This window comes from Campylobacter sp. 19-13652 (assembly GCF_019702925.1).
Taxonomy (GTDB): Bacteria; Campylobacterota; Campylobacteria; order Campylobacterales; family Campylobacteraceae; genus Campylobacter_A.
In genome coordinates, this window is sequence record NZ_AP024713.1 from 99,373 (window position 1) to 120,678 (window position 21,306).

Sequence of the window (21,306 nt, forward strand, 5' to 3'; positions counted from 1 at the left end):
AATGAGGCTTAATAAATTTATTTCTCACAATATGGGATATTCTCGCCGCGAGGCTGATGAGCTAATAAAAGCAGGAAAAGTCAGCGTAAATGGGCGTGTGGTAGTGGATTTTAAGGACGTTAGCGATGAGGATAAAGTCCGCGTAAACGGACGGCTTATAAAGCCAAAAAGCAGCTTTAGTGTCATAGTCTATAATAAGCCAAAGGGCGAGCTTGTAAGCAAGTGCGATGACAGGGGGCGGCGGACGATATATGACAGCCTTCCAAGCGGCTTTAAGGGCTTTGTGCCAGTCGGTAGGCTTGATTTTGCTAGTGAGGGTCTATTGCTGCTTACAGACGCTCCAGCCGTGGCTAGCGCACTTATGCAAAGTGATGTCGAGCGCGAATACTATCTAAAGGTAAAAGGTAGCATTACTGAAAGCGTTAAAACGGCGATGAGGGAGGGCTTTTATGCCACTGACGCAAGCCGTGGAGCGCACTCAAAAAGCAAGATAAAATCGATGGAATTTAAGCCATTTGTTGCATTTGATATTTTTGGTGAGAGCGGAGGATATACGAAGCTTAGAGTGATGATAAATGAGGGTAAAAACCGTGAATTACGCCGCTTTTTTGGCTGCTTTGATATAGATGTCGTGGATTTAAAGAGGGTAAGTTTTGGGCGAGTTGAGCTTGGCATGCTAAAAGAGGGCAAATGGCGCTATTTTGAGAAAAATGAGTATGATGATTTGCGTGATTTTTTAAAGCAAAATGGCGTGCGCTGGTAGCTTTATTTTAATGAAAATTAAATAAATTTATCTTTTTTAGGATAAAATGACCTTTAAATTTATCGCTCTTTAAATTTATTCTTGCCTTTGGGCTTTAGAGTGTGCTTTTGGCGTATTTTGGTAAATAAAATTAGGAAATTTGATGCGTGATGTGAAACAGTACTATGATAAAATTCCATATTTTTCAGATGCTTTTAGGGATTTTAGCCCGGTTCGGCTTGCGGCTGTTATGGAGTTTTTAAAGCTTAAAGATTTTGATTTAGAAAATGCAAGGGTGCTTGAGATAGGCTGTAGCTATGGCGGTAATATCTTTTCGTTTGCCCTTGCTTTTAAGCATGCGCACGTAGTTGGCATAGATATAAGCGGCGCACAAATAGCAAAGGCAAATGAGCTAAAGGAGCAGTTTAATCTTACAAATATCGAATTTTACGAGCGCGACATAGCAAGCCTCAGCGAAGCTGACATGAAAAGCTTAGGCGAGTTTGATTTTATCATCGCTCATGGCGTATTTAGCTGGGTGAGCGAGAGTATACGAAAAGCTATGCTTGAAAAAATAAGCACTCTCCTTAGTCCGCATGGTGTCGCACAGGTGTCTTTTAACGTTCTTCCAGGCTGGTCTAGCTTAAGTATCATCCGTGAGTTTATGCTCTTTGCAAGCGGCGATAGCGTGGGCGATGATGCGATAAAAAAGTGCGATAAGGAACTTTCGTTTTTGCTTGATTATTTTAAATTTAGCCTACAAAGCTTAAGTGGCTCTGATAAAAAAATAGCAAGCCAGACCCAGCAGCTACTGGCCTCTCAGGCTGAATTTACTAGAAAGCTCATAAAATCGGGCAAGGATTTTTATATAAGCCATGAGTTTTTAGAGCCATCAAATGATCCAATATATTTTAGCCATTTTAGCAAGCTTTTGCGTGAGGCTGGGCTTTGCTATTTACTTGATGCTAGCCTTGTGGACGCGTTTATTACAAATGTTGGTATACCTAGATTTGACAGTCATATAAGGGCAAATTATAAAAGCAAAGAAAGCCGCGAGCAGCTAAATGATTTTATGTATAATCGCTCCTTTCGCAAGGCTATCATAGTCCGCCCTCAGATGCTAGGTGGCGCGAGCGCTGGCACGCCAGAGTGGGATATAAGCGTAAAATCAGACTCACTTTTATCGCTTCATTTTGCGGTTAAATTTGACAAAAAAGATGATGGGTATTATAGCTGTGGATTGCGACAAAATGAGGCTTATGCGTGGCTTTATGAGATGTTTAATGAGGCTTATCCAGCAAGCCTAAGCTTTAATCAAATTTTATCTAAATTTAAAGCAGACATTTCACAAGATGAGATTAAAAGCATATATTTAGCCCTGCTTGATGTGGTGGCAAATGCTCAGCCAAATATGTCGGTTTATCCGCTAAAAAATATAAAATATGAAGCTAAAAAGACACGCCTAAAGCCAAGGTTTAAGGGATATTTGGAGTATTTTAGTAAGACGCAAAACCCTGTCATTGCTATGGCAAATGAGCTAAATGAGAGGATTAGCCTAGGCCAGCTTGAATCAAGCGTAGCCTTGCTGTTTAACGGCGAAACGATAGAGCAAATCGCTAAAAATGCCAAAACCATAGCCGCGAAAATGGGACAGGAGATAGATGCTTATGAGCTTGTTTTAAATTTATCGCAAAAGCTTGAGGCGGCTTATTATTTTGAGGAGATAAAGGAGGGAGAGAGTGCTACTGCTTAGCCCATTTAAATACTACGAATGCTTGCAAAAAACTTATAAAAACTCGTACATAGCCGAGGATAGAGAGCAAGTCATCATCGGCATAGATTGCGAGTTTTACTGGGGTGATGAGATTAGCGAGCTGCGCTCATGCTATGAGGCCAATAAAACAGATGCTATAAATGCGCCGTTTGCTGGGCTTTTTGGTGTGCTTGGCTATAAGTGCGTGAGCCTTTTTGAGTCAACCGCCCCTGCTAAGGACGCGCCATATGATTTCCCAGCCTATGCTTTTGCAAATGCTAGGGCGTATTTGCACTATGATAAAAGCAGTAAATTTTATACTTTTTACGGCGATAGGCAAAGGTATTATGAGCCACTTTTAGAGCTAAAGGATACGCAGCCAGCTCAAACGGATGCTACTTTTAGTGTGCTTAGTGACACTCAGGCTGAAAAGGCGCATTTTTTAGCTATGGTAGAGCGTGCAAAGGAGTATATCGCTGCTGGAGACGCATTTCAGATTGTGCTTGCTAGTCAGCTTGAGATAGAAAGCGATATAAAGACTATGCAGTTTTACTGCGCGCTTAGAGAGGCAAACCCAAGCCCATATATGTATCATTTTCCAACGCCTTTTGGAACAGTTGTGGGTAGCTCGCCTGAGCTAGTTTTTAGCCTAAAAGATAGCACTATCTTTGTCGCTCCTATCGCTGGTACAGCCCCTAGGACAGGGGATGTTAGCGTAGATGAGGCGGCTAAGACGGCACTACTAAGTGACGCTAAAGAACTAGCCGAGCATAGAATGCTAATAGACCTAGCCAGAAATGACATAGGGCGTGTGGCAGTGCCAGCTAGCGTGGTGGTAAAAAATGCCATGCATGTTAAATTTTATGAAAGCGTCATGCATATTGAAAGCGATGTGTATGGACGGCTAGATAGGGATAAGGACGGCTTTTTGGCCATGGCTAGCATTTTCCCAGCGGGTACGCTTAGCGGCACGCCAAAGATCCGCGCCATGCAGATAATTGACGAGCTTGAGCGTGATGGCAGGGGCATATATGGCGGTGGGATAGGATTTTTGCATTTTAATGGCGACGTGCAGCTTGCCATACTTATAAGAAGTGCTATTTTTATCCCAAATGGTGGTAAAAATCGCATATTTATCGGAGCTGGAGCAGGGGTAGTGTATGATAGTATTCCGGCTAAAGAGTATGCGGAGATAAACCACAAAAGGGCAAGTTTGGTTAAGGTTTTTGAGCGTGTGGCTAGGCGAGTTTAGACTCTATTTTGGCTTTGTGCTTTGATGTTTGGTATGACATTTGCGCGGACTAATCTGCGAAAATTTATTTATTGAGTAAAAATGGGCTAAATTTGCTTTTGCTGCCTAAATGCGTAAAGCTGTTTTAAGCCCAGTTTTTACTTCGTTTTGGGATAAATTTAACTATCTACCAAATACCGCTAGCCTGATTTGGATAAATTTAAGACTTTTTAAATTTATCCAGCTCTTTTTATCTATTTTTATTTAGTGCTTAACCGCTTGTTTGTGATTTTAATAAAGCTTATTTGTACGCTTTGTAATATTTGCTAAAATTTAAATGCTTTTTAAAAGATTTAATTATAAATTTTAAGCCCAGTGTAGGCTCGCACCATTAATTTTCGTAAGTGGTTTTGGTATTATCATTGTTGCTATTTAGTGTTGGTACGGTTTTAATGCAGCTTTTATTTTCACTCTAAAGCGTTCAGTTTTGCTTCCTTTGGAAACTTAGCACAACTTAATACACGCATAGCAATAAGTTATTTTCAGCTTTCATACGCTTCTGTAGTGTAAGAAAAACAGAGCTTTTGTAAAACAAGGCATGGTTGCGGTTTTTAAAGAGGTTGTTGTTTTAAAAAACTTCATTTTAAAAAAGCTAATTGTTGGCAAAAAAGACGTTACAGGACGATTATCGATTATGGTTCATTTGCCACATATTAATACCGCAAAAGGTATAAGCGATTTAGAGACTGCTATTATCGGTAATTTTGATTGTGGCTATGATATAGATACCAAATGTGAATATTTAAGCTTAAAATTTGACGCATTAATGGGAGGAAAATAAGTAATGGCAAAAACACTAATAAGGAATAAACTAGGCAATAATAATGTCATTGGTATGGCTTTGCCTTGCGGTGCTCAAAAAGCCAAAGCTTTTGCAGGGCGAATATGCAATCTATGAAAGAAAACAAACTGAGGGCAGTGACGTAGAAAGTGAGTTTTACCACACTACCATAACTGGCAAATCTCAGATAGGGCTTTTACACTACTTACTAAGATTAGCAAAAGCGAGAATGAGATTATGACTGCTTTAAAAGAGCTTACCATTAATTGGCTGATTTTTATAAAGTTATCAGGCATAAACAAAAGGCTAAATGAATTAGAAAAGTCGCTTATAGCCACAAATAAAAAACTTGGTTACCTACAAAAACTAAAATCAAAAGTTGATTGTATTTATAATTTTAGCCTTAGATACAGTAAGATTAAGAGGAAATAATACAAAAACACATTTTAAGTATTGGGGTTTAATAGGGGTTTAAGTTAAAATCTTTGTTTTATGTCCCACTTAGCGCAAAATCCGTTTGGTCTAGGTGCAACGAAGTAACTAGGGGTTGGTAAGTATATTACTTTGTGATATGAGTGATGAATAAGTCACTTATATCTGGCTAGGGCTTTTTATTGAAATTTGTAAAGTGCTAGTATTGTTTTAAAAGATTAAGTTTTATTTGGACTATATTTATATTTTGACTTTTGATTGTGCGCTTTAAATTTATAGCTTCTGAGCAACTTATTTTGTGAACAAAGCCCTTTTTGGTGCGCATTTTAGTAGCTTGGGATTTGCTAGCGCAGAGATTAGCGCTAGCGTGCATTGCAGACGAGCTAAAGCGCAATAGCATAGCTAACTCACATAAACAAATTTATTAGCCTTGCCCTGCTTGCTTGCTGCGTTTTATGTGGACTATTTTTCTAATATTATCTTTGGTTCGCCTTTGTCGTTTATACGGATAAATAGCACCTTGTCGCCTTCAAATTTGTGGCTTTTTGCCTTGTAGTTTTCATAAAAGGCTAGGCGATAAATTCTGCCCTGTCCTATGTCAGGATATGGGGTTAGGCTTAGTTTTGAGAAGTTTATTCTCTTTTTTTCCTTTTTGGCAAAAATCCTATTCTTATATGCGCTAAACTCATCAAATTTCATTCCATCATAGCGACGAAAACTTTCATCATAAAAGCTTAAATACCATTTTATATCGCTTTGTATCCACGCATTTTGCCACTGATAAAGTGCTGCTAAAATGCTAGAAATCTCCTCTAATGTACCGTGAGTATAGCCATCCTCAGAGACTACAGCCAGAGCCCTAATATGATCTATGCGCGTGTCAAAATCGAGCAAAAGATCGTTTTTTAGCACGATACAGCCACGTGTGTTATCATCTGTGCGTCCGCCATTTAGCGGATAGCCGTGTATCCAAATACCACTTCCCTTGCGCCCTTGGATTTTATCGAGTAGATTTGGATATGAAAGTGAAAATGCAAGCGGCCCTAGGTAGCTATCTTTTGGCTTAAAGCGTGCTGTTAGCTCATACACCCCAACAGGCGTTTTTAGATCGCCTTCTATTAGCTTTTGTCCGTTTTTACCGACCATTACGCTTGAGTCAAACTGCTCCTTTAGCTCGCCGTGATCATATTCGTAAAGATCGAGCTTTCGCTTTAGTTTGCTGACTGCTATGATAAGCTCGGGCATATCGTAGTATCCATAGCGTAGATCGTCATTTTTAAGTTTTTCTTTCCACCAGTTAACGTCTTGTTTGCTAGCGCTTAAAGCCGTAGCACAAAGCGCAAAAGTTAAAAATAATTTTACTATTTTATTCAAAGCTATCCTTAAAATTTTTCTCAAATTATAACTTGTCAAATTTAAACAAGGCTTGCATTTACGCCCATTTTACTCCACTGCCTTTGATTATTTCGCCGATTACGTAGCCGTCTGAGTTTTCTAGCACGTATGAAAGCGAGCTAGCAGGCACTACAAGCACCATGCCTACGCCCATATTAAACGTCCTATAAAGCTCCTCATCTGCGACAAAGCCATCAAATAGTGAGTAAATTTTAGGCACTTTTATGGCAGATTTATCAACCTTTGCGCCTAGATTATCTGGCAAAATTCTAGGTAGATTTTCGACTATGCCGCCTCCTGTGATGTGCGCTAAGGCGTGGATATGCGTTTTTAGTTTTTTAAACTCTTTTACATAAATTTTTGTAGGCTCTAGCAGGGCTTTGGCTAGGCTTACTCCGTCTATGCTCTCGCTTGTTATGTCTAGCGCACGTTTAGATATTACTTTTCTAGCTAGTGAGTAGCCGTTTGAATGAAGTCCAGAACTAGGAAGCGCTACTAGCAAGTCGCCATTTTTTACATGTTCGCTTCTGTCTATTTCGTCCTCTTCGGCTACTCCTATGGCAAAGCCAGCCAGGTCAAAGTCTCCCTCGTGATACATCGATGGCATCTCAGCAGTTTCGCCGCCTATTAGTGCACATTCGGCTATCTCACAGCCTCTAGCTATGCCTGCTATTACACGCTGAGCAACACCAACATCAAGCTTTGCGGTGGCGTAGTAGTCTAAAAAAGCTATGGGGGTGGCAAAGTTACAGATTAGATCATTTACGCACATAGCAACTAAATCCTGCCCTACACCGTCAATTAGCCCAGTATCAATGGCTAGTCTAAGCTTTGTGCCAACTCCATCAGTAGCGCCTAGTATGGCTGGGTTTTTATACCCAGCTGGAATCCTAATAGCCCCTGCAAATGAGCCTATGCCACCTATGCAAAGTGGGGTTTGTGTGCGTTTTACGTGAGGTTTTATGCGCTCAACTAGATCCGCGCCTGCGTCTATATCTACACCTGCGTCTTTGTAACTTATCATTCATAGCTCCTAGAAAAATTTGATAAAGTTTAGCCAAAATTTGATAAAATGCCATTAAAAAGTGATAAAAATGGCTATTTTTAAACATTCATTTTGCATAACTGGTAGCATAGGTAGCGGCAAAAGCACGCTTTGTGCGCTCCTTAAAACATACGGCTTTAGCGTCATTGACGCAGATATTATAGCTCATAAGGTGCTTGATAAAAACGCTGATAAGGTAGCATGTGAGTTTGGAGAGAGTGTGCTAGAAAATGGCAGAGTAGATAGGGCTCGGCTTGGTGCGATAGTCTTTGGCGATAGGGCGCAGCTAGCGCGCCTTGAAGCGATAGTGTCTATGGATATACGGGATGAGATTTTTAGCGAGTGTGGGCGGCTTAGTGCGCTTAATTTACCCTATTTTGTCGATATTCCGCTTTATTTTGAAAAGGAGCAAATTTATGGCGGCTGCTTTGAGGAAGTGGTGCTAGTTTATGCTCCAAAGCAGGTGCTATTAAGCCGTGTAAAAGCTAGAAATAATCTAAGCGATGATGAGGCGCTTTTTAGGATAGAGGCTCAAATTGATATAGAGCTAAAGCGTGAAAAAGCAAGCATTATCATACAAAACTCAGGCAGCCTAAAGCAGCTACAAGGCGAATGCGAACGACTAATAGCCCTAATAAAGGAGAGATATGAGAGTATCAAAATATAACGCAAGTGGAAATGATTTTGTGATATTTCACACATTTTATAGCGAGGATAGAGGCGCACTTGCACGTAGGCTTTGCGATAGGCACGAGGGCGTGGGGGCTGATGGACTTATCGTGCTAAAGCCACGTGAAAATGGGCTAGTCTGGGAGTTTTACAATAATGACGGTAGTGTCGCTGAAATGTGCGGCAACGGCTCGCGTGCAGCGATAGCGTATGCGTATGATAATGGGCTTTGTGGCAAGAGCGTGAACCTTTTAACAATAAGCGGAGAGATAGAGGCTAACGTGCTTAAGAGGCTTGCAAGCACTGGGCTAGCTGGGTCGGCTGATACGGTGGTAGAGGTGGCGTTAACAAAGCCAAGCCTTATAAAAGCGGAGTTTGCCGATGAGGATAGAATCTGGATGCTAGCTGATACAGGTGTGCCTCATCTTGTGAGCTTTTGCGAGGATTTGGGCGAGTTTAGCGTAGAGCTTGCACGCAAAATGCGCCATAAATTTAACGCAAACGTAAACTACGCTAGCCTTAAAGACGGCAAGCTTTACGTACGCACCTACGAGCGTGGCGTGGAAAATGAGACTATGGCGTGCGGTACTGGCATGGCGGCTTGCTTTTACGTGGCAAATTTAAACGGTACTTTAAGCGATAGCTGTGCAGTCTATCCAAAAAGTGGCGAGGAGCTGGGGCTAAGGCTAGAAAACGGGCGCATATATTTTAAAGGTGCGGTGTCACACTGCTTTGATGCTTTTATAAATTTATAGATTTTATCCGCCCTTGCAGCCTAAAGAAAATTAAAAATTTGACGATATTAAACAATATCTAAATAATTTTTAGGTGAGGCTATGAGGGCAAATCCCATATCTACGAATAAATTTAAACCCATTGCAGAGTTTAATAATAATCGCAAAATAGCCCTAAAAATGGGCTTTAAAAGCCCAGATGAGGCTAGCGTGAAAAAAGTGTATGTAGATAAAAGCGCAGGGCGGTTTGAGCTTTTATCCGAATTTGGGCATTTGGAGAAAAAAGAGCGCACAAAAGTCTTTGATCGCTTTAACTACCCACTAAGTGGCTACACCAATGATAAAGGCGAGTTAAAGGTCAGCATTTGGGGTAAAATTCTAGGCTATAATGAGAGCTTTAGTGTGCCCAAAATAAGGGAGCTAAAAGAATTTATTAGTGAAAGCAAAATGCTGGGCGCTGGCTTTGAGACGAGCCTTTTTCAGGGGCAAAAGGAGGCTTATAGTGTTGATGAGTTTGCTAGGATTTATGAGCCTGGTAGACTTGCTAGCCTTGTGAGTAAAGAGCTGCTTGTAAATCTGCTTGATAGCGATAAGCGTGGATGAATTTAAACAAAAATGGGCGCAATATGCGCTAAAAAAGTGCTTTGGCGTGGAGTTAAACGACGAGGACGCTAAAAATGCTATAGAAATTTTAAAAGAGCTATCTAGCAAAAATATACTCCAAAAAGAGAGTGAAAAAGCTAAATTTAAACCCATCCAAGCAGTGGGTAAAAGCGTGACATATAAAGACGAAACTACAAATGAGTATCGACAGTTTTATGAATTTATGCAGCGTGAGCTTAATGGTGGTAAAAACATATTTGAGATTTTAAAAAAGGTGGCAAAAAGTAGGGTAGACATAAGGGCGTAAGATGTTAAATTTTTTAAACACAAAATTTGATACTAGCTTAAATGCTGATATATTTAGGGCGATGTCAGTCGCTAAGACCTATAAAAGCGATGATGAGCTGGCAAATTTATCCAAAAACGTAGACGCTTTTGTGAGCGCTAAAAAGGTATCAAGCGGCGATACTGGCGAGTTTTCTAATATGGTCTATTTCCAAGACGCACAAAGTGGCGAATACGTAAAACTAGGACTAAGCGATGAAAACCTACAAGCCATTAGGGATAAATTTGACAAAAGTGACTTTTTTACTAGGGATGATGGTAGCATTATATTAAACGGTGGGGCTGGGGCTTACGTGGCTGGGTGGTTTGGCGATATTGCCTATAATAGGGAGTATTTAAAAGCTGATAGCGATAATGACGGCTTTTTAGATAAAGCGCAAATGGCAAATACAAAATCAGCCTTTAAAGAAAACGGCATATATGAGATAAAAAATGGCAGCATCAGCTTTGTAAAAACAACAGATGTGATAAGCTATCAAAAAGCAGCTGGGGCAGGGCTATCTAGCACAAGCCACAGCATAGAAGCTGAGCTAAATAAAACCATATCCAAAGACAAAAACCTAGACGCAGTGATAAGTCATAATGAAGCTCTAAGCCAAAATGAGCGCATAGAATATATGAAAAAATCAGTTTTGAAAATGCAGGAGCCTAATCCTACTCAGTTGATAAATCATAGCAATAGTAACAATCCCTTAGTTGCCCACGCTAAGCAGGATATTAACAATATAATGGGCTTACAAAGGCAAAATAGCGACCAAAGTAAGGCTATGGCAGCTAGTGCAAAAGCCCAAGCTATGGGGCAAGACGCTCTAAGCCCTAATGAGAGACAGGTATTGCAAGATAGCGGGCTTTTAAAATCTAGCGATGAGTTTTTGAGTGATTTTAGCAAAAAAGAGCCAGGCGCTAGGCTAGATAGAGTGGTTTAGGTGTGGTAGTGGCGGATAGCAGGATATTTTGCTATGATAGTTAACTCAAGTAATTTTATCTATGACGACAGTGCGGTGGCTAAAAATGAAATTTATAAAATCAAGCTAAATACGCCACAAAGTAGGGACACCCAGCAGCTTAGCGCGCTTGATGAGAGCCTGCTAAGCGCACTGCAAATCCCAAAATCAGACGGAGTGATGACGCACTTTAAAGAAGCTAGCTCAGGGGAGATTATCTCGGTTGCGCTTAGCGATGAGAATATCCAAAAGCTTAAAAATTTCTTTGGCGATGATGAGGTTTATAGCGGCAAAAGCGGCTACGTGCTAAGCGGCATGGCGGAGGCTTACGTGGCTGGGTGGTTTGCTAATATCGCAGATGAGCGGGATATGCAAGCGGCGAGCCAAATGGCTATGTAAACGCCCACGTCGAGATTTACGCTCTAGGTGATGAGAGTGCGGTGGCTTACGTGGCAAATGCTGACTTTGTGGAAGGCAAAATGCCACAGGACGCTCAGGTGTTTGCAAACGGCAAAGACACGATAGAGGGCGAGCTAAATGATATGCTTGCAAAGGACGTAAACACTGACGGTGTGCTTAGCTTTTCTGAGTTTGCCCCAAGGGCGCAGCAAAGGGAGTTTTTCCTAAACGTCGCTAAAAAACAGCTGGCGGACTTTGACATAAAAGACGCCAAAACCCCAGCCCTGCCGCCCATAAATCCAAGCACGGGCAAGGCGCAAATGAGCGAGGAGGATATAAAAATGGCTCAGCTTTTAGCCGCCCAGCTAAAGGCGCTCTCAGCTGGCGAAGCTACGCTCACTCAGGACGAAAAGGAGCTGATACGCCACTATGACCCTAAGTTTTTAAAAGAGCTAAAAGAGCTTGAAAATGGCATAAAAGACGACATCGGCGCACAAATTTCGCTTGATGTAAGGGCATAGAGTGAATAAGTTAGCGTGAGTAAAATAGAAACAAAAAATAAAAATATAATAAAATATAGGCATAATTATTGATTTAGTTTTAGATTTTATATATTATCTAAATAAAACCAAAACCTAAACCCATGAAAGATTAAAAATGAAAAAATTTGCAAGTTTGGCATTAGCTAGTGCTTTGGCTACCACTTCTTTAAGTGCAAGCGATTTATTAAGTAAAGCCACAGGTGGAGCAATAAGCGATAATAGCTTTGGTATTAAAAAATTGAATAATAGCCAGATGAGTGATGTTAAGGGTGGATATGTTATTTTAAGTGCAGCTGTTAGTTCTGATATGGCTATAGCTGTTGCCGCTCCTGATGATTTTTCTGAATTAGGGGTATTAAGGGATCACGATAGTGGTAAATTACTTGGTCTTTATTCTGAATTGGATACTGGAATATGTGACGCTGGCGTAAGAAGTTGCTATTCTAATGATAAAACCTATACTCACTCGCAAAGAAGTAAAAATAGATTTATGGAATATGTTCAAGCTCTTGGCGACTATAAATTAGTAGAAGGTTATCTTTTAGCTTTTACTGTTAAAAAGAATATCATAACCGATAGATATGGTAATAGAAATGTATACTTTTCCTATGGTACAGCAGCATATAATATTGGTAAAAAAAGCATACATCCCATAACAACAACAAATTTTAATAATACAATAGTGAGGGAACTTAGAGATATTACAAAAGATAAATTGGAGACAGAGCTTAACTTTCCTAATAATTATAATTTTTAATTTAGGGTAAAAGCAATGCTTATATCTCAATTGGATTTTAATCATTCTTTAGGTCAACTTAAGATGATAGATAAAATCCCAAATACAAATTTAAGCCCTACTGAGTTTTTAGAGCTTAGCCAAAAGGAGCAAGCAAAGCTTTATTACAGGCATGGCTATCCTCTTTCTGGCTATACAGATGATACTGAGGCAAAGGTTAGCATTTGGGGTAAATTACTGGGCTATGACCCTGATTTTGATAAAAGCCAGATTGATGATTTAAAGAAATTTATCGATGAAAGCGGTGGTCTGGCGATAGAGCATTTGCCGTATTTAAGGACAAAGTTGCCTATGTTTGACGGTAGGCTTATGCTGGATAATAAGACTACTTTTACAGTGGATGAGCTAAAAAGCCAGTATCCGCCTATGGTCGCTAACATTATTTTTAAGCACACGCCCAGCATTAAAATGCTCGATAGCGATATGAGCGTGGAGGATTTTAAGGCGGCTTTTGCAAGGCATACACTAAAAGAACGTTTTAATGTGGAGTTAAACGACGAGGACGCTAAAAATGCCCTAAATATCCTAAAGGAGCTTAAAAATCAAGACCCAGCCAAACTGGCAAAGCAAGAAAATAAAAGCGATGATAAATTTAAACCTATCCAAGCAGTGAGTAAAAGCGTAACATACAAAGATGAAGCAAGTAGCGAGTATCGTAAGTTTTATGAATTTATACAGCGCGAGTTTAACAGCGGTAAAAACGTCTTTGAAATTCTAAAAAAAGTGGCAGATAGTAGGGTGGATAAGCTAGCATGAGTAAAATAGAAACAAAAAAAAATATAATAAAATACAGGCATAATTATTGATTTAGTTTTAGATTTTATATATTATCTAAATAAAACCAAAGCCTAAACCCATAAGGATTAAAAATGAAAAAATTTGCAAGTTTGGCATTAGCTAGTGCTTTGGCTACCACTTCTTTAAGTGCAAGTGATTTATTAAGTAAAGCCACAGGTGGAGCAATAAGCGATAATAGCTTTGGTATTAAAAAATTAAATAATAGCCAGATGAGTGATGTTAAGGGTGGCTACTATACAGCAGTGGTTTCAGATAATAATACAACATTTGCAATGGTTTTAGCTATCCCTGATTCTAAAAATGAATTAGGTGTAGTATTTGATTCTAATGGCATTTTTGATTACGATGCATCTGTGGCTCATGATGCTGGTATTTGTAAATTAGGACAATCAGAGTGCTACCTAGATAAGAATAAAGAAGTGCATATGCAACAAAGTAGAAATAGGTTAACAGAGTATATTCAGGCTCTAGGAGGATATGTGCCGTCACGTTATGTTCTAGGCTATATTGTTGAGAAAAAAATAGGTATCACAAATAGAGGTACTAGGTATGCTTATTTTCAATACGCCACAGCAGCAGTAAATCGTGATGATGGCTCTATACACAGAATAAGCAGTGGTCTTTCTGTTGATACATATGGCATAGTTAGAGAATTAAGAGATGCTTTTAAAAAAAGATTAGAATCTAGTTTGGGAGGGCTTTAAGTTTGATTCAATCAAATTTCTCAAACTCAATACGTAGGATAAGTCAGTTAAATCAGCTAGGGCTTTTTAAGCCTTCAAGCTATGCAGATAAATTGAAAAATACATCTTGGTATGCAAGAGAAGTACACTTAGATACTCCGCTAAGTGGCTATGCGGATGGCGATAAAAGCAGGATAAGTATTTGGGGAAAGCTTAAGGGGCTTGATGAAAGCTTTGGCAAAGAGCAGGTTGATGATTTAAAGAAATTTATCGATGAAAGTGGAGCTTTGGCACTCGGATTAAAGTGGAATCTAGGTGATAAAAAAATAGGTAGTGCGTATAGCGTAGACGAGACTATCGAGGCTTTAAAAGATAGTGAGTTGCAAGTCGAGGAGTTAAAAAGGACGATATTTTTTCACGGCAGAGATGATACAGCACTGCTTGATAGCGATATGGGTGTAGATGAATTTAAGCAAAAGTGGGCGCAATATGCACTAAAAAAGCGCTTTGGCGTTGAGTTAAACGACGATGACGCTAAAAATGCTATAGAAATTTTAAAAGAGCTATCTAGCAAAAATATGCCCCAAAAAGAGAGTGAAAAAGCTAAATTTAAACCCATTCAAGCAGTGAGTAAAAGCGTAACATACAAATACGAAGCAAGCAGCGATTATCGGCAGTTTTATGAATTTATAGAACGTGAGTTTAACGGCGGTAAAAACATCTTTGAAATCCTAAAAAAAGTAGCAGAAAATAGGGTAGATAAGCTAGCTTAGGTATCTTAGAAATAGTGAAAATAAAATAAAGGATTAAATTTGAAAAAAACTTTTGCGTTTAGTTTGGCTTTAGCAAGTGCCGCTATGGCTTCCGACCCCATCACAATCGACAGCCTGTTTAAAAACCAAATAGGGCTTAGAAGTGTAACTAGCCTATCCTTTCTAAGTAGTGGCAATGCAAATGTTTACACTAGCTTTCCTACTCTCACAATCCAAGGCGACCCAGTCGTGTGGGACAACACCAAAAAACTAAGCCTAAATCAAACCCTAATGTATGCCTTAAATAGCAAGCTTGACCTAATAGCCACATTTGGCGGCAGCTACACGCAAAACGAATACCAAAGCTACACTACCCTAGAGCCAAAGAGCGAGAGCAGGACGCAGTTTGACACGGCGTGGCTAGGGGTAAATTACAGGGGCGATAGGATAGGCGAGCTAGTGCCTATGCTAACAGCTCAAGCCGCCCTTTATCAAAAGGAGCGAGCCTTAAGGGAAAGCAAAAACTTCTACCTAAAATCCTACTCCCTTAAAGCCAGTCTAAAGGGCTACTCAGACCCAGCCATTTACTCACTCTATGCTGGCTTTGGCTACAATGCCAAACGCAAATTTAGCTTTGCGAGCGTAAAATACGGCAATACCTTTTTCTTTGGTGGAGATTTATCAGTCATTCTAAGTCCCAAAATCACGCTTGATTTAGGCATAGAGCAGCGACTCCAAACAGCTAGCAAAACAGGCGGACGCAAAACGTCCAGCCTCCGCTCTATTCCCACCTACAGCGTCGGCTCTACGTATAGCCTAAGCGATGACACCTCTATTAGCTTTAATGCTAGTCTAGGTGGCGGCAGCGCAGCACCTGATAGCGTGTTTTCCTTTAGCTTATGGCAAAAATTCTAGTCATTCTGCTTTTAGCTGCTGGGCTAGCTAGAGCGGAATTTAAAGAAACTTCCAGTTTTGCCGTAAAATCCTACCACGAACTACGCAATCAAAACGTAACTAGACAATCTTACGAGCAGTCCTGCGGTGCAGCCAGCGTGGCTACGCTTTTAAATTTAACCAGCTTTAAAAAGCTAAGCGAAAAGGACGCCCTAGAGCATTTTAAAAAGGACGGCAAGAGCATAAACACCGATATGGTAAGCTTTTTAGAGCTACAAAACGCCTTTAGCTCGCTTGGCTATGAAAGCGAGGGCTATCAGGTAAGCAGGGGCGTGTTTGAAAGCCTAAAAGTGCCTGTGATCGTCAAAATAGAAAACGACCCACGCTATCCGCATTTTGTAGTGGCGATTAACCATGACGGAGATTTTGTAAGCGTGCTTGATCCTAGCTTTGGCGAATACTTAGCAAGCAAGGGGCAGTTTTACAGCGTATGGGATAAAAATGAAGCTGTCGGATACGTTCTAATAGTAGGAGTGGATAAATTTAAAGAGCTGGGGTTAAGTCTGCCGTTAAAAAGTCAGGTGAAATAGGTCTTGTGTCATTTTATCAGTTTAAGCGTAAATATTTGGGTGCTGTACTTAAATATAGACCATGGGATAAGGCGAAGCCTATTAAATTTATAAAAACTCTTTACAAATTGTTAAAAATTTGTTACAATACTCATCCATATTTTTAACAAGGATTAAAATGAAATATCCCATGCTTGCTAGGATTAAAAGCTAATGGCGTAAACCTACTTAAACTTGCGTCCATACTCTACGGACATGAGTATTATAAATTCCACTTCTCACTCCGCAAAAGTGGCTGTCATCCTCCGATGTGCCTTTAAATTTATTCGTTTATAATCAATCAAAAGTCGTGCATACGCACTAAAACCAAAGATAAAATATAAATTTAAAAGGTAAAAACTATGATAAAAAGTTATGTTACAGGGTTTGCTAGGATAGGTGAACAAAGAGAGTTAAAAAGAGCACTTGAGGCTTACTGGAGCGGTAAAGCAGATGAAGCGAGCCTACAAAAATGCGCAAAAGAGCTAAGAGTGCGCCACTGGAAATATCAAAAAGATGCTGGAATAGATGTGATTTCAAGTAATGATTTTAGCTTTTATGATCTAGTACTTGATACCATTTTTACGCTAGGTTGTGTGCCGCCACGATTTGTGGGACTTAGTGGACTGGAGCAGTATTTTGCCCTAGCTCGTGGGAGCAAAAATGCCGTGGCCATGGAGATGACAAAGTGGTTTAATACAAACTACCACTACATCGTCCCAGAGCTAAGCCGTGAGAGTAAATTTAGCCTAAATGCCGATAAAATCATAGCCGAATACACAGAGGCAAAGACTGAAGCAGGCATAAAAACAAAGATAAATTTAATAGGGCCGATTACGTTTTTAGCGCTTGCTAAAACCACAGATGGTAGCGATGCGCTGGAGCATTTAAGCAGAGTGTGCGAGGTATATGCCGAGCTTTTAGAGCGCATAAGCGGGCTTGATGACGAGATTTTGGTGCAGTTTGATGAGCCGATTTTTGTCACAGATAGAGCAGAAAGTCTACTAAAGAATATCGTGCCAGTTTATAGTAGACTATCGCGCGTAAGTAGCTCGCTAAAGCTAATCGTGGCGACATATTTTGAGCATGCGAACGAGGCTTGCAAAGAGCTTGTAAAAAGCGGAGTATATGGTGTCGCGCTAGACTTTGTCTATGGCGAGAAAAATAGGGATGTGCTTGAAGTGCTAGCCGGGTCAAATTTGGTGCTATTTGCTGGGGTTATTGATGGACGCAATATCTGGAAAAGCGACATCGATAAAAAGCTAGCTTTAGTAAATGAAATTGCCGCAAAAATCGGCAAAGATAGGCTATTTGTAGGTACTAGTTGCTCGCTTTTGCACGTGCCATATACCCTAAAATATGAAAATAAGCTCTCAAGCGAGGTAAAAAGCTGGCTAAGCTTTGGTGTGGAGAAGCTTGATGAGGTTGCGATAGTAACGGCCTTAGCGAATAAAACTGAGCTTACAAGTGCGCAAAAAGCTACATATGAGGATAATAAAACGTCAGCCGCGGCTAGGCTAAACTCTCCGCTAATCCACGATAATGCAGTCCAAAGCCGTGTGGCAAGCTTGGATAAATTTGAACGCAGTACGCCTTATGCCGAGCGCATAAAGCTGCAAAAAGAGGCGCTTAAATACCCAGAGCTACCGACTACCACGATAGGCTCATTCCCACAAACAGCCGAGCTAAGAGCCGTGCGAAACGCCTACAAAAAGGGGCTAATCGACACCGCCGCATATGAAGCAGACATTAAAAAATACATTGATGAGTGCATAGTCTTTCAAGAGGAGTGCGGACTGGACGTGCTAGTGCATGGCGAGCCTGAGCGAAACGATATGGTCGAGTATTTTGGAGAGCAGCTAAAGGGCTATGCCTTTAGCGAAAATGGCTGGGTGCAAAGCTACGGCAGCCGCTGCGTCAAGCCACCACTGCTATACGGCGACGTGAGCCGCCCAGAGCCGATGACGGTAAAATGGATAAGCTACGCCCAAAGCAAGACGGACAAGATAGTAAAAGGTATGCTAACAGGTCCAGTTACTATCCTAAACTGGTCTTTCGTGCGTGATGACTTGCCGCGCGCCCAGATAGCCAAGCAGCTGGCACTTTGCATTTACGACGAGATAGATGATCTGCAAAAAGCAGGCATAAAGATAGTCCAGGTCGATGAGGCTGCGTTTAAAGAGGGCTATCCGCTACGTAGAGAGAATATCCCAGCGTATGAGAAATTTGCCGTCGATTGCTTTAAGCTTAGCGTAAGCTCCGCTCAGCCACAGACGCAAATTCATACGCATATGTGCTATTCGGAATTTAACGACATAATTAAAACTATCGAAGCTATGGACGCTGATGTCATCTCCATCGAGACTGCACGCAGTGGCAATGAGCTGCTAAAAATCTTTAAACAAGCTGGCTACAAGCAAGAAGTAGGTCCTGGCGTGTATGACATACATAGCCCACGTGTGCCTAGCGTAGATGAGCTAGTCGCGCAGATAAAAGCACTGCTAGAAGTCCTGCCAAAGTCTCAGCTATGGATAAATCCAGACTGCGGACTAAAAACACGCAAGTGGGACGAAGTGCGTCCGAGCCTGAAAAATATGACTCAAGCGGTGCGGATAATAAGGGGCGAGTAGAGAGCTTATCGCCATCTGCTACATGGATAAAATTATCACTTTGGGGATAGGGGTTTTAGCTCTACCCCCCCCCTTTTTTTAGTCTTTTTGCTTAAATATAAATTAATAGACCTTGTGATAGCGCATCGCCTTTATAGTATGCGTTTTAAATTTAAGCCAATAAAATATGCAAATTCTGTGCAATTATGCCAATATAAAACTTGCTTGTTTATTTAAGTGCTTCCCTTACAAGCTTTGGTATGGTAATTATAAAATACGCTAATTTATCTGGCTTTATACTGATATAATATTTTAAAAAGCTAAAGATTTTTGAGAGTTTTATTTGCATGTGTTTAAATTTACCCTATTTATAATAGCTAAAATTATTAAAAGATAAGTGCCAAATAAGCCACCTTAATATCTAATAAATTAATTAATACAGAGTTTTTTTGGGGGTGGGTAAATTTATCATATATTTTACTAAAATAAACTTATTGCGGTTTGAGCTAATTTATGAGTTTATCTGCGCTAGTAGCTCCTCGGTTTGTTCTAGGTTAAAGCTCTCTGTGCTATCTTGCCTTAAAAAATCCTCCATAAAGCCTTTTTTAGCGATGGCAGTATCTAGCTCGGCGTCGTTGCCACGCTGATACGCCCCAATACGCAAAAGCACTTCGTTTTCTTTTAAAAGCGAGTAAAGCCGTTTAAATTTCATCGCGTCCGCCCTGTGTTCGCGGCTTATCACATCACCCATCACACGGCTGGCGGAGTTTTGGATATTTATAGGCGGATAGATACCAAAGTCCGTTAGCTCGCGGCTTAGCACGATGTGTCCGTCTAGTATTGAGCGGCTCTGATCTGCTATAGGATCGCTCATATCATCGCCCTCAACCAGCACCGTAAAAAACGCCGTTATGCTGCCCTTGCCCTCTTCCTTGCCAGCTCGCTCCATTAGCTGGGGCAGGAGAGTAAGGGAGCTTGGCGGATAGCCCTTTGACGTGGGTGGCTCGCCCAGAGCCAGCCCTATCTCACGCTGCGCCATGGCAAATCTCGTAACACTATCCATTATAAAAAGCACGTCCTGCCCCTGCTCTTTAAAATACTCCGCCACGCTCATCGCACAAAAGGCGCCGTATTTTCGCATTAGAGGGCTATCGTCGCTTGTGGCTACGATGATGACAGTTCCACTTAGATCGCCGCCCAGGTTTTTTTCTATAAATTCAGGCACCTCACGCCCACGCTCGCCAATCAGAGCGACCACTTTTATGGGGGCTAGGCAGTTTTTTACTATCATTCCCATTAGCGTTGATTTACCCACGCCACTTCCTGCAAAAATGCCCAGCTTTTGCCCCTTGCCGCACGTTAGCAGTCCATCAATGCTCTTTATTCCTACGCTAAAAGGCTCATTTATAAGCCCTCGTTTCATAGCGTCTATTGGAGCTTTCATTATCGGCATAAATTTATCATTTTCTATCGCGCCCTTGCCGTCAATAGGGCGCATAAACGGATCTACAACCCTGCCTAAAAGTCCGCTGCTAACTGGTATATTCATGCCCTGATCGCTTGCGTAGACAAAATCGCCTATCTTATACCCCTCGACAAAGCCAAAGGGACTAACAGTGGCTGAGTTTTTGCCTATTTGCGTTACCATGCCAAGCCCCTCTTTGCTGCGGTCTTTTGCGACGATATTTACTATGTCGCCGATACTGGGGTTTAGTCCGCTAAGCTCGAGATTTGTCGCAGTGATTTTGGTTATTACACCAAAGCTTGAGCTTAGTTTTAGGCTCTCATCTTTTAGAGCGGATTTTAGGCGGCTTAGGCTCAAAATCTAACTTCTTTAGGTGAGTTTATAAGCGAGAAAAACTCCTTTCTCGTTTCAGCATTTTTTATAAACGCTCCACGCAGAGCCGACGTGGTCGTCGTTGAATTAATTTTCTGTACGCCACGCATCTCCATACACATGTGGCGCGCTTCGATGACTACTCCGCAGCCCTTTGGCGCGATGACTTCCTCGAGTGCTTGAGCGATCTGTTCTGTGAGTTGTTCTTGGATTTGCAGCCGCCTTGCAAAAATATTGACTAAGCGTGGGATTTTAGAAAGACCTACTACCTTGCCATTTGGTATATATGCCACGTGCGCACGCCCTATTATAGGCAGGAGGTGATGCTCACAGAGGCTGTAAAACTCAATGTCTTTTATCAGCACCATTTCGTTGTTGCTTGATGTAAAAAGCGCATCGTTTAGCACTTCTTTCGGATCTTGTTTGTAGCCACTTGTTAAAAACTCAAAAGCCTTAAACACCCTAGTTGGAGTCTTTATTAGCCCTTCACGACTTGGATCCTCGCCCATGATTTTTAGCATATTTATGACTGAATTTTCAAAACTCTCTTGCATTGTCCGCCTTTTAAATTTAAAATCGCATTTTACATAAAGTCTGCTTTTAGGTTAATAAATTAAGCTAAGTTTTGGTATCATCTAACAAAAATTTTATATT

Annotated in this window: 24 protein-coding genes; 20 read left to right on the forward strand and 4 right to left on the reverse strand. The window is 40.8% G+C overall.

Annotation, left to right across the window (positions count from 1 at the left end; all coding sequences use genetic code 11):
• The first annotated feature begins 1 nt into the window (after nt 1).
• From LBC_RS00440 to LBC_RS00465, 6 genes are all read left to right on the forward strand, one after another.
• Complete coding sequence (locus LBC_RS00440; RefSeq protein ID WP_221254174.1) at nt 2–763, forward strand: pseudouridine synthase; 762 nt, start codon at nt 2–4, stop codon at nt 761–763.
• A gap of 142 nt (nt 764–905) precedes the next feature.
• Complete coding sequence (locus LBC_RS00445) at nt 906–2,495, forward strand: class I SAM-dependent methyltransferase (RefSeq protein WP_221254175.1); 1,590 nt, start codon at nt 906–908, stop codon at nt 2,493–2,495.
• Entirely contained in the window at nt 2,482–3,747 is a 1,266-nt protein-coding gene (locus LBC_RS00450; protein WP_221254176.1) for an anthranilate synthase component I family protein, read from the forward strand. Before LBC_RS00445 ends, LBC_RS00450 begins: the two co-directional genes overlap by 14 nt.
• 109 nt (nt 3,748–3,856) lie before the next feature.
• A complete protein-coding gene (locus LBC_RS00455; protein ID WP_221254177.1) occupies nt 3,857–3,994 on the forward strand; it encodes a hypothetical protein in 138 nt (45 codons plus the stop codon).
• Nucleotides 3,995–4,324: 330 nt separating this feature from the next.
• Entirely contained in the window at nt 4,325–4,567 is a 243-nt protein-coding gene (locus tag LBC_RS00460) for a hypothetical protein (protein WP_221254178.1), read from the forward strand.
• A 43-nt stretch (nt 4,568–4,610) separates the two neighbouring features.
• On the forward strand, nt 4,611–4,808 hold the full coding sequence (locus LBC_RS00465; protein ID WP_221254179.1) for a hypothetical protein: 198 nt from the start codon (nt 4,611–4,613) through the stop codon (nt 4,806–4,808).
• Nucleotides 4,809–5,461: 653 nt separating this feature from the next.
• Here LBC_RS00465 and LBC_RS00470 read toward each other — a convergent pair.
• Nucleotides 5,462–6,373, reverse strand: a complete 912-nt coding sequence (locus LBC_RS00470; RefSeq protein WP_221254180.1) for a murein L,D-transpeptidase family protein — start codon at nt 6,371–6,373, stop codon at nt 5,462–5,464.
• 58 nt (nt 6,374–6,431) lie between these two features.
• Nucleotides 6,432–7,418: a phosphoribosylformylglycinamidine cyclo-ligase gene (gene purM, locus LBC_RS00475; protein ID WP_221254181.1), complete on the reverse strand. Its 987-nt coding sequence runs from the start codon at nt 7,416–7,418 to the stop codon at nt 6,432–6,434.
• Nucleotides 7,419–7,488: 70 nt separating this feature from the next.
• On the opposite strand from purM, the gene coaE reads away from it, so the two are divergent.
• From coaE to metE, 14 genes are all read left to right on the forward strand, one after another.
• On the forward strand, nt 7,489–8,106 hold the full coding sequence (gene coaE / locus LBC_RS00480; RefSeq protein WP_221254182.1) for a dephospho-CoA kinase: 618 nt from the start codon (nt 7,489–7,491) through the stop codon (nt 8,104–8,106).
• A complete protein-coding gene (gene dapF / locus LBC_RS00485) occupies nt 8,087–8,863 on the forward strand; it encodes a diaminopimelate epimerase (protein WP_221254183.1) in 777 nt (258 codons plus the stop codon). The genes coaE and dapF overlap by 20 nt, the downstream gene beginning before the upstream one ends.
• Before the next feature lie 81 nt (nt 8,864–8,944).
• Nucleotides 8,945–9,445: a hypothetical protein gene (locus tag LBC_RS00490; RefSeq protein ID WP_221254184.1), complete on the forward strand. Its 501-nt coding sequence runs from the start codon at nt 8,945–8,947 to the stop codon at nt 9,443–9,445.
• A complete protein-coding gene (locus LBC_RS00495) occupies nt 9,438–9,752 on the forward strand; it encodes a hypothetical protein (protein WP_221254185.1) in 315 nt (104 codons plus the stop codon). Before LBC_RS00490 ends, LBC_RS00495 begins: the two co-directional genes overlap by 8 nt.
• Nucleotide 9,753: 1 nt before the next feature.
• Complete coding sequence (locus LBC_RS00500; RefSeq protein WP_221254186.1) at nt 9,754–10,716, forward strand: hypothetical protein; 963 nt, start codon at nt 9,754–9,756, stop codon at nt 10,714–10,716.
• A 33-nt stretch (nt 10,717–10,749) separates the two neighbouring features.
• Entirely contained in the window at nt 10,750–11,133 is a 384-nt protein-coding gene (locus LBC_RS00505; protein WP_221254187.1) for a hypothetical protein, read from the forward strand.
• A 41-nt stretch (nt 11,134–11,174) separates the two neighbouring features.
• Nucleotides 11,175–11,654, forward strand: a complete 480-nt coding sequence (locus LBC_RS00510; protein WP_221254188.1) for a hypothetical protein — start codon at nt 11,175–11,177, stop codon at nt 11,652–11,654.
• A 136-nt stretch (nt 11,655–11,790) separates the two neighbouring features.
• Complete coding sequence (locus tag LBC_RS00515; protein ID WP_221254189.1) at nt 11,791–12,432, forward strand: hypothetical protein; 642 nt, start codon at nt 11,791–11,793, stop codon at nt 12,430–12,432.
• 63 nt (nt 12,433–12,495) lie between these two features.
• A complete protein-coding gene (locus LBC_RS00520) occupies nt 12,496–13,227 on the forward strand; it encodes a hypothetical protein (RefSeq protein ID WP_221254190.1) in 732 nt (243 codons plus the stop codon).
• 113 nt (nt 13,228–13,340) lie between these two features.
• The gene (locus tag LBC_RS00525) at nt 13,341–13,973 is read left to right on the forward strand and encodes a hypothetical protein (RefSeq protein WP_221254191.1); all 633 of its coding nucleotides are present in this window, start codon (nt 13,341–13,343) and stop codon (nt 13,971–13,973) included.
• 2 nt (nt 13,974–13,975) lie between these two features.
• A complete protein-coding gene (locus tag LBC_RS00530) occupies nt 13,976–14,725 on the forward strand; it encodes a hypothetical protein (RefSeq protein WP_221254192.1) in 750 nt (249 codons plus the stop codon).
• 39 nt (nt 14,726–14,764) lie between these two features.
• On the forward strand, nt 14,765–15,619 hold the full coding sequence (locus tag LBC_RS00535; RefSeq protein WP_409240983.1) for a hypothetical protein: 855 nt from the start codon (nt 14,765–14,767) through the stop codon (nt 15,617–15,619).
• Nucleotides 15,604–16,188, forward strand: a complete 585-nt coding sequence (locus LBC_RS00540) for a C39 family peptidase (protein WP_221254193.1) — start codon at nt 15,604–15,606, stop codon at nt 16,186–16,188. The genes LBC_RS00535 and LBC_RS00540 overlap by 16 nt, the downstream gene beginning before the upstream one ends.
• Nucleotides 16,189–16,568: 380 nt before the next feature.
• Nucleotides 16,569–18,836: a 5-methyltetrahydropteroyltriglutamate--homocysteine S-methyltransferase gene (gene metE / locus LBC_RS00545; RefSeq protein ID WP_221254194.1), complete on the forward strand. Its 2,268-nt coding sequence runs from the start codon at nt 16,569–16,571 to the stop codon at nt 18,834–18,836.
• A 490-nt stretch (nt 18,837–19,326) separates the two neighbouring features.
• Here the strand turns inward: metE and fliI are convergent, their stop codons facing one another.
• Together fliI and folE are read right to left on the reverse strand one after the other, a co-directional pair.
• On the reverse strand, nt 19,327–20,637 hold the full coding sequence (gene fliI, locus LBC_RS00550; RefSeq protein WP_221254195.1) for a flagellar protein export ATPase FliI: 1,311 nt from the start codon (nt 20,635–20,637) through the stop codon (nt 19,327–19,329).
• Complete coding sequence (gene folE, locus LBC_RS00555; RefSeq protein ID WP_221254196.1) at nt 20,634–21,206, reverse strand: GTP cyclohydrolase I FolE; 573 nt, start codon at nt 21,204–21,206, stop codon at nt 20,634–20,636. Before folE ends, fliI begins: the two co-directional genes overlap by 4 nt.
• Nucleotides 21,207–21,306: the final 100 nt, after the last annotated feature.

Excerpts from the sequence above, each read along its gene's own strand:
- LBC_RS00440 (WP_221254174.1), top strand. The coding sequence starts at position 2 with ATGAGGCTTAATAAATTTATTTCTCACAATATGGGATATTCTCGCCGC.
- LBC_RS00445 (WP_221254175.1), top strand. The coding sequence starts at position 906 with ATGCGTGATGTGAAACAGTACTATGATAAAATTCCATATTTTTCAGAT.
- LBC_RS00455 (WP_221254177.1), top strand. The coding sequence starts at position 3,857 with ATGCGTAAAGCTGTTTTAAGCCCAGTTTTTACTTCGTTTTGGGATAAA.
- LBC_RS00460 (WP_221254178.1), top strand. The coding sequence starts at position 4,325 with ATGGTTGCGGTTTTTAAAGAGGTTGTTGTTTTAAAAAACTTCATTTTA.
- LBC_RS00465 (WP_221254179.1), top strand. The coding sequence starts at position 4,611 with ATGTCATTGGTATGGCTTTGCCTTGCGGTGCTCAAAAAGCCAAAGCTT.
- purM (WP_221254181.1), bottom strand. The coding sequence starts at position 7,418 with ATGATAAGTTACAAAGACGCAGGTGTAGATATAGACGCAGGCGCGGAT.
- coaE (WP_221254182.1), top strand. The coding sequence starts at position 7,489 with ATGGCTATTTTTAAACATTCATTTTGCATAACTGGTAGCATAGGTAGC.
- dapF (WP_221254183.1), top strand. The coding sequence starts at position 8,087 with ATGAGAGTATCAAAATATAACGCAAGTGGAAATGATTTTGTGATATTT.
- LBC_RS00490 (WP_221254184.1), top strand. The coding sequence starts at position 8,945 with ATGAGGGCAAATCCCATATCTACGAATAAATTTAAACCCATTGCAGAG.
- LBC_RS00500 (WP_221254186.1), top strand. The coding sequence starts at position 9,754 with ATGTTAAATTTTTTAAACACAAAATTTGATACTAGCTTAAATGCTGAT.
- LBC_RS00505 (WP_221254187.1), top strand. The coding sequence starts at position 10,750 with ATGATAGTTAACTCAAGTAATTTTATCTATGACGACAGTGCGGTGGCT.
- LBC_RS00515 (WP_221254189.1), top strand. The coding sequence starts at position 11,791 with ATGAAAAAATTTGCAAGTTTGGCATTAGCTAGTGCTTTGGCTACCACT.
- LBC_RS00520 (WP_221254190.1), top strand. The coding sequence starts at position 12,496 with ATGATAGATAAAATCCCAAATACAAATTTAAGCCCTACTGAGTTTTTA.
- LBC_RS00525 (WP_221254191.1), top strand. The coding sequence starts at position 13,341 with ATGAAAAAATTTGCAAGTTTGGCATTAGCTAGTGCTTTGGCTACCACT.
- LBC_RS00540 (WP_221254193.1), top strand. The coding sequence starts at position 15,604 with ATGGCAAAAATTCTAGTCATTCTGCTTTTAGCTGCTGGGCTAGCTAGA.
- metE (WP_221254194.1), top strand. The coding sequence starts at position 16,569 with ATGATAAAAAGTTATGTTACAGGGTTTGCTAGGATAGGTGAACAAAGA.
- folE (WP_221254196.1), bottom strand. The coding sequence starts at position 21,206 with ATGCAAGAGAGTTTTGAAAATTCAGTCATAAATATGCTAAAAATCATG.